This is a genomic window from Paenibacillus sp. FSL K6-1330 (assembly GCF_037976825.1).
GTDB lineage: Bacteria > Bacillota > Bacilli > Paenibacillales > Paenibacillaceae > Paenibacillus_AQ.
On the sequence record NZ_CP150269.1, the window covers coordinates 3,484,602 to 3,497,207 of the forward strand.

General features: G+C 49.8%; 10 protein-coding genes. All 10 read left to right on the top strand.

Translation table 11 applies throughout. The annotated features are described in order from the left end of the window. Positions 1 to 13 precede the first annotated feature (13 nt). The 10 genes from NYE54_RS15810 (at position 14) to NYE54_RS15855 (ending at position 12,563) form a co-directional block, all read left to right on the top strand. Complete coding sequence (locus NYE54_RS15810) at positions 14 to 886, top strand: sugar ABC transporter permease (RefSeq protein WP_015735068.1); 873 nt, start codon at positions 14 to 16, stop codon at positions 884 to 886. Between the two features lie 16 nt (positions 887 to 902). Beyond that, on the top strand, positions 903 to 1,733 hold the full coding sequence (locus tag NYE54_RS15815) for a carbohydrate ABC transporter permease (protein WP_009592052.1): 831 nt from the start codon (positions 903 to 905) through the stop codon (positions 1,731 to 1,733). Between the two features lie 47 nt (positions 1,734 to 1,780). Next, positions 1,781 to 3,604 (top strand): sensor histidine kinase, encoded by a 1,824-nt coding sequence (locus NYE54_RS15820; protein ID WP_339273084.1) that lies wholly within the window; start codon positions 1,781 to 1,783, stop codon positions 3,602 to 3,604. After that, positions 3,567 to 5,141, top strand: a complete 1,575-nt coding sequence (locus NYE54_RS15825) for a response regulator (RefSeq protein ID WP_339273086.1) — start codon at positions 3,567 to 3,569, stop codon at positions 5,139 to 5,141. The genes NYE54_RS15820 and NYE54_RS15825 overlap by 38 nt, the downstream gene beginning before the upstream one ends. Before the next feature lie 46 nt (positions 5,142 to 5,187). Further along, on the top strand, positions 5,188 to 7,512 hold the full coding sequence (locus NYE54_RS15830; protein ID WP_339273088.1) for a glycoside hydrolase family 3 N-terminal domain-containing protein: 2,325 nt from the start codon (positions 5,188 to 5,190) through the stop codon (positions 7,510 to 7,512). Positions 7,513 to 7,700: 188 nt separating this feature from the next. Continuing rightward, positions 7,701 to 8,261, top strand: a complete 561-nt coding sequence (locus NYE54_RS15835; RefSeq protein WP_339273090.1) for a TetR/AcrR family transcriptional regulator — start codon at positions 7,701 to 7,703, stop codon at positions 8,259 to 8,261. Between the two features lie 38 nt (positions 8,262 to 8,299). Continuing rightward, positions 8,300 to 8,695, top strand: coding sequence for a YvaD family protein (locus NYE54_RS15840; RefSeq protein WP_339273092.1), 396 nt, complete (start codon positions 8,300 to 8,302; stop codon positions 8,693 to 8,695). A 350-nt stretch (positions 8,696 to 9,045) separates the two neighbouring features. Further along, the gene (locus tag NYE54_RS15845; RefSeq protein WP_339273094.1) at positions 9,046 to 10,038 is read left to right on the top strand and encodes a helveticin J family class III bacteriocin; all 993 of its coding nucleotides are present in this window, start codon (positions 9,046 to 9,048) and stop codon (positions 10,036 to 10,038) included. A gap of 85 nt (positions 10,039 to 10,123) precedes the next feature. Beyond that, complete coding sequence (locus NYE54_RS15850; RefSeq protein WP_339273096.1) at positions 10,124 to 10,942, top strand: endonuclease/exonuclease/phosphatase family protein; 819 nt, start codon at positions 10,124 to 10,126, stop codon at positions 10,940 to 10,942. A gap of 208 nt (positions 10,943 to 11,150) precedes the next feature. Continuing rightward, on the top strand, positions 11,151 to 12,563 hold the full coding sequence (locus NYE54_RS15855) for an extracellular solute-binding protein (protein ID WP_339273098.1): 1,413 nt from the start codon (positions 11,151 to 11,153) through the stop codon (positions 12,561 to 12,563). Positions 12,564 to 12,606: the final 43 nt, after the last annotated feature.

Sequence of the window (12,606 nt, forward strand, 5' to 3'; positions counted from 1 at the left end):
AGGAGTTACGCCAATGCATACGCTTAAGCATACGAAATGGGCTATTTTCTTGGGCTTGGCGCCAGCACTCATTATCTATATATGTATTGCCATATTTCCCATCGGCTTATCGGTTTATTATTCATTAATGAACTGGGACGGAATCACGCCCATGCGTTTTATCGGGCTGGACAATTTCGTAGATATTTTCAAAGATGATATTTTTTGGCTGTCCGTTAAGAACAACATCATTATCATGTTTACCGGGATAGCGGGTCAGATTCCGCTTGGCCTGCTGCTGGCCCTGCTGCTGAATCGAGGACTCAAGGGCTCCAGCTTCTTCCGGACCATCGGATTCCTGCCGGTCGTCATTTCATCGGTTATGGTATCCCTGATCTGGGGCATGGTGTACAACACGGAATACGGGATGCTGAATAACCTGCTCGGCGTTCTGGGTCTTGAGAGCTGGCAGCAAAATTGGCTGGGGGATCCGTTCTGGTCCATGATCTCCATCAGCATCGCTTATATATGGCAAAACTGCGGCTTATATATGATCATTCTATTGGCCGCACTGCAGAATATACCCGATGAAGTCAATGAGGCGGCTGCCCTGGACGGGGCGACCGGACTAAGCCGGATCATGCGGATTACGATCCCGATGATCCGAGGAACATTGCTCGTGTCCGTTGTCTACAGCATCAGCAATTCGTTCCGCGTGTTCGATCTGATCCAGATCATGACGGGCGGCGGACCGGCACATGCGACGGAGGTTATGACCGTCTATATGTACAACAACTCGTTTATGAATATGAGATTCGGCTACGGCAGTGCAGTGTCCGTATTGATTCTGCTGTTTAGCCTTATCGTCATCACGATCGTAAATCGATTGGCGAGAGAAAAGGAATAGAAGGGAGAGGGAGGAGATGTACAGACAAACGAAATGGTTCCATTTATCGGCATACACTTTTTTGGGCATATTCGCTATTATTAATATAATCCCTTTCTTTTGGATGATCGTAGATTCGTTCAAAACCGAGCAGGAATATGCGGCGAACCCGTTCTCCATACCGACCGAGCTGCAGTTCTCCAATTACGCGAAGGCATGGGAAGTGGCGAATATGGATACCTACTTCCTTAACAGCATCATCGTAACGGTCGTATCGTTGGTTGTGACGGTCCTTCTTGGATCGCTTGCGGCGTACTTCTTGGCAAGGTTCAATTTTAAGCTGCGCGGTGCAACTTACGCGATATTTCTGCTGGGCATGGTCGTTCCGATTCATGCGACCTTGATTCCGATTTTCTTGATCATGCGGAATCTGCATTTGCTGGATACCCACTTATCGCTGATTCTTCCATACACGGCGTTCCATTTGTCCTTGACGATCTTTATCCTGGAGGGTTTCATGAGAGGGTTTCCAAAGGATTTGGAGGAGTCGGGCGTCATGGACGGCGCGGGCGTATTCAAGATTTTCTGGTCGATCATATTACCGATCACGCGTCCGGCGATTTCAACCGTCGTGATCTTGAACTTTATCTATAATTGGAACGAGTACTTGTTCGCACTCGTCTTGATCAGTTCATCGTCGCTGAAAACATTGCCGCTTGGGCTTGCCAACTTTGTCGGCATTGAGACGGCCAGCCTTACGCTGCAAATGGCTGCGTTGACGATCGCGCTTATACCGATCATTATATTTTACCTGCTCCTGCAAAAGCAGCTCGTTAACGGCATGACGGCAGGCGCAGTTAAAGGTTAATCCGGTTTCAGCTCAATATCATGAAGACATCGAAAGAGGGAATGGACATGCGCAGCAGTTTGGGCTGGATCGGGAATTATGGTCTGAAACAGAAGGCTCTGGTCATTTTCCTCTTTTTTGTCATTCTGCCTACGCTGGGGGTCGGCGTCCTGGCCCAAGACAAGCTGAACGAAGTGCTGCGCGGCCAATTTATCCAATCAAGCCAGCGCAGCCTGGAGATCGTAACGAACCAGCTGGAAGAACAAACGGCCATGATCGAGGATATAGCCGATTATTTGATATTGAGCAATGACATGCGCCAATACCTGCGCCTTGATCCACCGCCAGAGAGCGGGAGGGCGGAGCAGTTGAAGCAGAATCTCGAAGGATTCCTGACGTTTCAGCTCATGTCCAAAAACTATATTAAATCGATTTCGATCACCGGGTTTAACGGCAATTCCATTGAGATGGGCGAGCCGATTCACGGCAACGAAGAGTCTTGGAACCGGCTGGCGGACGAGCATAAAGGCGGAATCGTGTGGAGCAACGGCTATCCTTCCACCAGCGGCTGGTATGGTGAAGTAAACCTCGTCTCATTGTTCCGGGTTCTGAATTCCTATGACGAAATCACGCTCCCGCTTGCCCGGCTCGTCATCCGCATGGATGAAGCCAGTATACTTAAACAGCTGCAGCGGGGGTTGACGCGGGACGAAGGCATGGTGTTTATTGTGGATTCGGAAGGTCAAATCGTACTGCCTTCCAAAGAAATGTTTCCCTTGAATATCGGAGATTGGGAAGCGTTTACGGATATCGTAACCGCAGGGACGATGGGCTCTTCCACATACCGACACGACGGGGAAGCGTATTTGACCTTTCATCAACGGATGGAGAATACCGATTGGACGATCGTTTCCATGGTGCCCAAGGCTGCGTTGGATCAGGATGTACGCGGCGTATCCATCTTGATGCAGGTCATTCTCATCGGAATTCTCCTGTTGGGCTTATCGGCCTTGATCGGGTTCCACTATACGATTATCAGGCCGATCCTGCGCCTGAAGATTGAGACCAATCGCGTAAAGCTCGGCGATTTCAACGCTCGGGTGCCCATTCGTTCCAAGGATGAGATTTCCGAGCTGAACCGCAGGTTTAACGATATGGTCTCCACGATTCAGGAACTGATCGAGCATAAATACAAGCTGGAACTGAGGGAGCGCGAATCCGAGCTGCGCCTGCTGCAGGAGCAGATGGATCCGCATTTTCTCTATAATACGCTGGATATGATCCGCTGGACCGCCAGGCTGGAGAAGGCCGTCGAGTCCAGCCAGCTCATCGAAATTTTGTCCCGATTCCTGCGTTCCAGTCTGAACAATGGCCATTACGAGACCAGCCTTGCTAAAGAAATGGAATTCGTACGCTCCTATTTGTATTTGCAGCAGAGACGGCTGGGGCGTAAACTGAAATATGCGCTGTACATGGAATATGATCTGGCGAATTCGCTTACCTTGAAGGCTACCATTCAGCCTTTGGTCGAGAATTTTCTCAAGCATGGCCTTGATCGGCGCGAGCCGGTCGCCAGAATAACGGTCATCGCGTATAAGCGGGAGGATGAGATTTGGATCGACGTGCAGGATAACGGCCGGGGTATGGACGATTCTACTTTGGAAGAAGTCAGGGAATCCCTGCGAATCGGAGTCCAAGCCGGCCGCACACGAGGTGCGCTCAGCAACATACATGAACGTTTATACCTATTTTTCGGAGAACGCTACGGACTGGAAGTGATTGAGGCTTCATCGCAAGGAACCTTGATTCGCCTCAAGCTTCCATATTCTGAAACCTACGGTGGTGAATCGTACGATGCAACACGTGAAGACAGTAAAAATGCTGATCGTTGACGATGAACCGGTGATCTGTCAGGGCTTGCACTATACCATTGACTGGGCGGATTATGGAGTCGAGGTCGTCGCCGAGGCTTATGATGGCAATGAAGCTTTGCAGGTGGTGCAGGAACACGAGATTGATCTGGTTCTGACGGACATCCGAATGGAGGGAATGGACGGGCTTCAGCTTGCTAAGGAGCTGAAGCGCTGCCACCCTCAGGTTCGGGTCATCATGATCAGCGGTTATGAGGAATTCGAGTATGCCCGCCAAGCCATCAAGCTTGATGTAACCGATTACTTGCTGAAGCCCGTCGATATTGACGAATTGGTGGCCGCCGTGACGGGAATCGTGGAAGACATTCGCAACCAAGATACCCGTGTCGACGGATCATCGAAGGATGCCGAGCTGTGGCTTTCCGACATGGCAGCGCATAATGAAACTTCATTGGCCAAGGCGGTGCCCGGCGATTTAGTAAACGGTGCCGAATATAAACTCATGGCTACGCAGCTGGAGAAGTTCTCGAACCTTGCAGCTTCCGTATCGGAACAGGATTTAACGATGCTGCAGCATGTATGGATCCGGACGGTTCGTGAAAGCCTCGAAACCAGCGGAATTCGTCAAATATCCGTGTTTGTGCATAAAAATTTGCTGTTGACCCTGCTGATGACGGATCAGCCTCGCCCGAAGCGGCAGTGGGAAGAAATTCTGCAGGCGATGCTGGATGCCTGGCCGGAAGAGCATCGTTTGTACGGCGCGGTATCGGATGCTTACGCTTCCCCGGACCAAACGGCAGCCATCTGCTCGGAGGTGCGAGCGTTATTGCCTTATTATGCCTTGGAACAGCGCCCCTTGCTGGATCGCGAATATAAGTCCGAGGTGGATAACGGCCGGGCCAAGCACGATTTCGACAGTGCCGATATGGTCTCGAAACTGTCCGTGGCTTTATTCAAGCAGGATGCCGAAATGCTGGAAGAGCTAATCGACGGCATGTTCCGATTTTTCCGGGATCAGCGGTACCTGTTGACGGATATGGTGAACGTGTGTGATGAACTGTCCATCATGCTTAGGCAGCGACTTCGTCAAAGCGGTCTGACCCAGCTGGAGCATGGCCTCGAGAGAACGATCGATCTGGAGGTGTTCAATCATCCCGACGCGATTCGTCTGGCGATATCCACGGAAGTTTTTGACCTGCTGCAGCTGATCGACAAGGTCGGCATCGACAGGTCGTTCTGGATCATTGAGAAGGCCAAGAAGTATATGGCGGATCATTATCTGAGCGAACTGAAAGCGTCTGAAGTGGCGGCGTATTTAAAGATTACGCCAAGCTACTTCAGCAATATTTTCAAACAAAGCACAGGAAAAAGCTTCAGCGAATACATGAACGAATTGCGCATCAACGAGGCAAGAAAGCTGCTGCTGACGACGCAGGACAAGGTGTTTGAGATTGCCGACCGCGTCGGCTACAAAGAATACAAGTATTTTGTATCCGTCTTCAAACTGTACACGGGCATGACGCCCAAGAAATATCGGGTCTTGAATATCAAAGAATGATTATAAGCATGACGACCAGGACCAGGATGGAAGGAGTATGGGGAATATGGAGAAATATCGTAATGCTGCGCTCCCCGTAGACGAGCGTGTTGAGGATTTGTTATCCAGAATGACGCTGCGAGAGAAGGTCGGGCAGCTGAATCAGCACTTGTACGGCTGGATGGCTTATCGTCGAAGCGAAGGAACCGAAACGGAGTTTGAACTGACCGACTTATTCAAGGATCATGTCGAGTGGGGAGCCGGAATGGGAGCGCTGTACGGACTGTTCCGGGCGGATCCCTGGTCCGGAGTGACTTATGAGAACGGGGTTCCTACGCGAGACAACGCGAAGGTGGCGAATGCCATCCAGCGCTATGTAATCGAACACAGCCGGCTGGGCATTCCCGTCCTGCTCTCGGAGGAATGTCCTCATGGCCATCAAGCGCTTGACGGAACGCTTCTGCCCGTCAATACGGCCATCGGTTCCACCTGGAATCCCGAATTAATTGAACAAGCCTATTCCCAGGTAGCCTCCGAGATCCGCAGCCGAGGCGCGCATTTAGGGTTGGTCTCGGTATTGGACATCCTGCAGGATCCGCGGTGGGGACGCTCCGAGGAGTGTTACGGAGAAGACCCTTACCTGGCTGCGCGAATGACGGAAGCGGTTGTGTTTGGCATGCAGGGAAGAAACCCGGAAGAATGGAGTAGTCCGAATAAGGCAGCTGCCGTGCTCAAGCATCTGTGCGCACAGGGAGCAGGGCAGGGCGGTCGGAATGCGGGCCCGGTTCCCGCAGGCGAGCGGGAACTGCGGGAAATTCACCTGCCTGCCGCGGAGGCTGGGATCAAGGCAGGAGCGGCTGGCGTCATGGCGGCCTATAATGAACTCGACGGCATTCCGTGTCATGCCAATGATAAGCTGTTAACCGGCATTCTGAGAGATGAATGGGGATTTGATGGAATTGTCATGGCGGATGGAACGGCCATCGACCGATTGGTGTCCATTACGGGAGACTATGAATCGGCAGCGGCGCTTGCCCTGTCATCCGGGGTGGACCTAAGCCTGTGGGACAAGTCGTTTACGACGCTTGAACAAGCGGTGAAACAAGGGAAGGCCGATATGGAGAGCATCGACCGCGCGGTTGGTCGAGTGCTTGGGCTGAAATTCCGATTGGGGCTGTTCGAGCAGCCATACGTTGACGAGGGTTTGGCTGCTTCGACCGTAAACAATGCAGCTGCTAAAAACTTGAATGCATCCGTCGCGAGAGAAGCGGTAGTGCTGCTTAAGAACGACAAAGACGTACTGCCGCTGAGTGGCGGCAGCATCAAACGACTGGCGGTCATCGGCCCTAACGCTGACAGGCTCTATAACCAGCTTGGGGACTACACCAGCGTACAGCGCGAGGGCAGCGGAGTCACGGCGCTTCAAGGCATTCGGATGGCTGCACCCGCAGGTACAGACATCGTCTTCGCTCCCGGATGCAGCGTCCGAGGCATGTCCACGCAAGGCTTGCCTGAAGCGATCGAAGCCGCCCGTTCCGCGGATGCGGTCGTGCTCGTGCTTGGCGGCAGCAGCGCCCGGCAATTCGGGGACGCATTCGATAATAACGGCGCAGCGATCGTAGCGGAAGGGGATCCGACGGAGATGGATTGCGGCGAAGGTGTCGATCTTGCCGATCTGCGATTAGGCGGCATTCAGGAACAGCTGGTACGTGAAATTCACGCCATTGGTAAACCATTGATTACGGTACTCATTCAGGGACGTCCGCTGGCCATCGGCGAGGTGGCTGAGCTCAGCGATGCCTTGCTGTGCGCTTGGTATCCCGGCAGTGAAGGAGGCCGTGCCATCGGAGAGATCCTGTTCGGCCAGGTGAACCCGAGCGGCAAACTGCCCGTTTCGATCCCGCGCTCCGTGGGTCAATTGCCGGTTTATTATAATCAGAAAAATGCAGGGCGCCCTCGCCCTTATGTCGATATGCCGTCCAAACCGTTATATCCGTTCGGATTCGGCTTGAGTTACAGCACGTTCGAATACGGTTCTCTGACCATCTCGCAGAAAGAAATGACGCTTGAAGAGCTTCGATCCGGAGGTCGTGTCGAAGTGTGCGTGGAGATGAAGAACACCGGAAAGATGAAGGGAGACGAAGTTGTACAGCTCTACATACAAGCCGATCAATCAGGGATAACCCGCCGTTTACGGGAATTGAAGGGATTCAAAAAGGTAGCGCTGGAGCCTGGTGATGTAACCACCGTCACGTTCGAGCTTGGCTTCGAGGAGTTGGCTATTTGGAATCGAAACATGGAATTCGAAGTGGTCCCTTGCAGAGTTAGCCTCATTGTTGGCGGGCACTCGGATTGGGACACCGGTGTTGTTGAGTTGAAGATAAAGGCCTGATCGTAAGCCTCTGTCAAGGGGTTTGTGTACATGTCTAAACGATCATATTTTTGGAGACAGCATTCCATGCTGTCTCTTTTCGTTGTGATCATCCTTTCGTTGACATTAAAAAAGAATAGGGATATCATTTAAGAAATCACGGAAAATATTATCGTTTTATTATTTTCCGGACGAGGAGGTGAATTTCATTGAGAGACCGAATTGTCGAGGCGGCAAGCAAGGAAATCCGGAGAAGCGGATTGCGATTTACGATGGGTGAGCTGGCCAAACAGCTGGGGATGAGCACAAAGACGCTGTACGGATACTTCCCTTCGAAGGATGTACTTATTGCAACGATTCTTCATGAGGCCATTGTCGAACTTCAAGAAAAAGAAAAGGACATCATGGGTAATCCTGACCTGACTACACTCGATAAACTTAAGCGATGCCTCATCCTTATCCCGACTGATTTTCAGTTTATCGGATTGAACCTCATAACCGAGCTCCAGCGTTATTATCCTGATCAATGGAAGACGCTGGATCAATTTCTGAATAAGCAATGGGACAGCATTACTGAACTATTTCAGGAAGGAATCAATCAAGGATGGTTACGCCCTTTTAATACCAAAATATTTATTGATTTGTATGTAGGAGGTCTTTATCGATTAATTGAGGACTCAGCAGCAAACAAGAGCAGCATGACTCTACAGGAAGGGCTACGTGAGATGGGAGAGATTCTTTTGGCCGGTATCATCAAGCGGGAAGCTTGAGCAAACGATAGTCCACTAAGGAGAAGAGAGGGTATGAATTGAGTAAAACATTAAAAGGTTTGTTTTTATTTACGGATATCGGATTTATCTTGTATTGGGTCGTCACCGCACTAGCATTAATTCCCAAGGAATATTTATATCAGGATTATACCAATGAGCTGTTAGTGGTTTGGAATTGGTCGTTCTTCCCGCTGGATATACTCATTTCCATCACCGGGATATACAGTCTTCACCTACATAAACACATGAATGTAAAGTGGAGAAGCTTTGCCTTAATATCGCTTATCCTGACATTTTGTTCCGGGCTGCAGGCGATCGTTTTCTGGATCATGAAGACCGATTTCGACATCATGTGGTGGGCCCCTAATCTGTACCTCATGTTATATCCTTTGTTCTTCATCCCAAAACTGCTAGAGACCAAGGAGCCGCGTTAATTCGTGGCTTTCTTGATTTTTGTTTCACTGTATCGGATGAGTATTCGATAAAAGTCTCTACCGACATATTCTGAGCGCAAGCGAAAAAAAGGGCTAAAGGACCATACGGTTCGTCTAACTTTAAGTATTTTATACACGGGAAATTCTTGAGGTACATGTTAAACTCAATAGTGGATCCCCCATTTTCTGTAATAAAGCAGAAACTTGATTTGAATGAAGCGGTGTTTCTGTAACAAGAGAGGAGGAATGTATCTTATAGCCATAACAAAAAAATGCCCGCTTGAACCATGTTTTTAGTACGTTTTCGGGGGCAGTCCAATTTGATTCCTACTATTAATGGAGGTGTATTGATGGTTGACGTTCAAGGGTTGAACCATATGAAAAGGCACTTAAAAATTCTCACGTCCGCAATACTTGCAGCTCTCGTGTTTTGTATGTCCGGATTGCCCGCATTCGCGGCAACTCCTGAGAAAACGCTCAACGCTTCGGCAACGCTTGCCTACAATTTAAAGGGACTTAATCATAACGTGGCAGTTCAAAAGGCTTATATCGCGGATAAATATCTCTATGTCACGCAGCGGTCGAAGGGAAATTGCTATCTTTCAAGACTGCTCATTAACGGGAAAGACGCTACTTATGTAGATGAAATGACCGTTACGAATACCGGCCACTGCCAAACGCTGGATATGTATACGTACAACGGCATCAATTACTTTTATTTCAGTTCGAAGGCAGATCCTTCAACGGACTATTACTGGTCGCTGCAGGTAGCAAGACTTCAATATTCGGCTGGAAAAACCGTAGATTATACGGATTTGCATCGTTTCACCTACATGAATTACGCCAATAAAACGGGAGCAAGGCTAGGCGAGACCTACCGTGTGGATGGCGGCGGCAACAGTACTCATACGGTGTTCCGCGTACAGACAAAAGAAGGGACTGTAACTTGGTCCATTTATGACACGGTCGCACTCAATAAGCTTCTGGACAGCAATGAACAGGTGAGGATGGACAGCGCAGCTGCAGTTAACGCCGCCGTCAGCAGCTTTACGCAGTCGGGCAGTGCAATCGTAAGGCCGAATGGCTCCTTCCAGGGGGCCGATATGCTGGGTCAGACGAAAATCTATACATCAGGCGGTGCGGAAGGCGACATCCCGCAGATTGCCATGATGACCAACGCAGGGACATACAAAACCCTCGTGAAAATCACCAATGTGGGGAACCATGAAATCGAGGGAGTGCAGACAAAGAACAGCAACGTTTATTTTACGATCGTTACGGACCCGGTAAACAAAAAAGATACGCAAAAAGTGTATTACGTTCCGGACAGCATATTTAATTAACTTCCACGCGGGTCAGGCGCTGAGAATGGTAGCAACAGTAAAAGTAGCTTAGTTCGGCATTCGACAATGAAAGGGAGTTTCGTCCATGAAAAAGAGCATCATCTCATTTATCGCTTGCCTGTTGTTTGTTCCCATGTTTACAACGGGGGTGCTGGCGGCTGAAAAAGGACAAGGCAAAGAAGTAAGCATAACGGTGATGTCTTACAACATCCATCACGGGGTTGGATTGGATGAGCAGTTAAGCCTGCAAAGAATTGCCGATGTCATCCGTGATTCCGGCGCAGAGATTGTCGGCCTTCAAGAAGTGGACCGGTATTACGGGGAACGAAGCGACTTTCAAGACCAGGCGAAGGAACTGGCGGGTTTGTTAGGTTATCACTATGCTTATGGTGTCAATCTTGATTTGGAGCCGGAGGAAGGACAGACGAACAACCGTCAGTACGGAACTGCCATTGTTAGCAAGTATCCGATCCTTCGATCCGAGAATGTTTTGTTAAACAGCTTCGGGAAGGAGCAGCGCGGTGTACTGCACGCTGTCGTAAATCTGAAGGGAATCCACGTGGATGTGTACAATACGCATCTTGGACTGGATGTCACCAGCAGAACGGCACAGGCGCAGGAAATCATTGACCTGGCTTCTGCCTCTGAGGGGCCGATGCTGCTGATGGGCGATTTTAACGCGGAACCTGACAGTTCAGAGTTTAAGCTGCTGCTCGACAGCGGTTTATTCGTGAACAGCTTTCAGGGAATAGACGATGCCTATACGTTTCCTGTAATCAATCCGTCGGCAACAATCGATTACATTCTGACCTCTCCAACTGTTCAGCATTCGAATCAGCGCGTGATCTATACGGAAGCTTCGGATCATCTGCCCATCGCAGCCGATGTGTCATTCCAGCGTTAGGACCTTGGGGTGGGCTTAAAATTAGGTTCAAGCTAGACGTAAGCATGACATAAGGATCATGAGAAGGCTACCGCCAGGCATTTGCTTGGGGTAGCCTTTTCCGTATGGGGAGATGAATCGATATTCTTCCCTTTACAGTTTTTTTACCGTTCTGTCTATATCCACAAAATAGGTTATGCTACGATACAAGCACAAGGAGGGTGTGTGCATGATCACGTGGAGATTACCGCTGGTTGCATTGATGTGCTTGAGCATAACCGTAACAGGGTGCATGCAGGGTGGCAAAGGGCAGGGCTCTGATCGTCTATTTTCGCACTCAACGGCATCGGATATGTCTGGTGCCGAAGAAAAGACAAAGCTGAGATTCTGGTCAACGGGGCGCCATGACGCGAATTATATCAAAGAGGTCATTCATCGTTATAACCAAGAGAATTCCGATTTTATTGAGGTTGAGATGACGGTTATGGCAGATGATTTTGCCCAATCGCTTGATTTGTCATTTGTGAGTGAGCAATCCCCTGATATCTTCACCCCGATCGATCTTGCTGAAATGACTCGAAAAGGCTATGTAGAGCCATTAAACGAATATTTAACGCCCGAGATCAGAAACAGGTTCGGGAAGCAAGCCTTTATTGAGGGATATAATGTGTTTGATCCATACATATACAGTCTTCCTAACAGCGGATCAACCTTGCGGCTTATTTATAATGTGGAGCTGTTTGAGCGGGCCGGCATAACTTCACCTCCGAAATCGCTTGACGAGTTGGTGGAAGCGGCGAGCCGGATTACCGAAATTGGAAAAGCGGATGGCGTTTACGGTTTTGCGCTACCCTATAAAATTCCTGCCAGCGCTCTTGGCCGGTCAGCCGTTCCGATTGCGGAAATAAGCGGAATCAGCGGCGATGGTTATGACTTTTCAACAGGCAACTATGATTTTACGGGGTTTATACCGATTATTAGCGCGTTCCGGACCATGGTGGAGAACGGCAGTACGCTGCCGGGATCAGAATCCCTGGACATCGATCCGCTGCGGGCGCAGTTTGCCGACGGGAAGATCGGGATGTATCTGTCCTATTCTTCAGAACCCAGCATTTATAAGTTTCAGTTTCCGGCCAAGATCAAGTGGGGAGCTGCACTTCCCCCATCGATTGACGGAACCTATAAAGGAGTGATCAATCAGGGAGTTGGAGCGACAAGGTGGTTATCGATTAGCAGCCAGTCGAAGCACAAGGAGGAAGCTTGGAAATTTCTCCGTTATATGTATAGCGATGAAGTGCTGATCGGGTATCAGGAAGCCGGACTTGGCATTTTATCGGTGGATGCGGTAGCCGCTAAAGCCAGGAAACCCGATATCGACGGTATCACCGGCTTTTTTCCAGGTGATTATGACGGGATATGGCCTGCATCGCCGCAAGGATTCAAACCAAAAGGAAAGGAGTGGGAGGACGAATTCGTCAAGTACATCATGATCGGCGGAGATCTTGATCGGTTGGTTGAGGATCTGAACGCGCGTTACAACGCAGCATTAGATCAGGAACGGGCCGCCGGCAGAGTGAATACGCAAGCTATACCGTCATTTGATCCGCTGCATCCTCAGGATGTCTCATGGCAAAGTGATTGATCTACTATTACGGACAACTGCAGCCACAGCCGAAACTTAGAGA

Coding starts and splice junctions, on each gene's coding strand:
- NYE54_RS15825 (WP_339273086.1), top strand. CDS start 3,567: ATGCAACACGTGAAGACAGTAAAAATGCTGATCGTTGACGATGAACCG.
- NYE54_RS15845 (WP_339273094.1), top strand. CDS start 9,046: ATGGTTGACGTTCAAGGGTTGAACCATATGAAAAGGCACTTAAAAATT.
- NYE54_RS15850 (WP_339273096.1), top strand. CDS start 10,124: ATGAAAAAGAGCATCATCTCATTTATCGCTTGCCTGTTGTTTGTTCCC.
- NYE54_RS15820 (WP_339273084.1), top strand. CDS start 1,781: ATGCGCAGCAGTTTGGGCTGGATCGGGAATTATGGTCTGAAACAGAAG.
- NYE54_RS15810 (WP_015735068.1), top strand. CDS start 14: ATGCATACGCTTAAGCATACGAAATGGGCTATTTTCTTGGGCTTGGCG.
- NYE54_RS15815 (WP_009592052.1), top strand. CDS start 903: ATGTACAGACAAACGAAATGGTTCCATTTATCGGCATACACTTTTTTG.
- NYE54_RS15830 (WP_339273088.1), top strand. CDS start 5,188: ATGGAGAAATATCGTAATGCTGCGCTCCCCGTAGACGAGCGTGTTGAG.
- NYE54_RS15855 (WP_339273098.1), top strand. CDS start 11,151: ATGATCACGTGGAGATTACCGCTGGTTGCATTGATGTGCTTGAGCATA.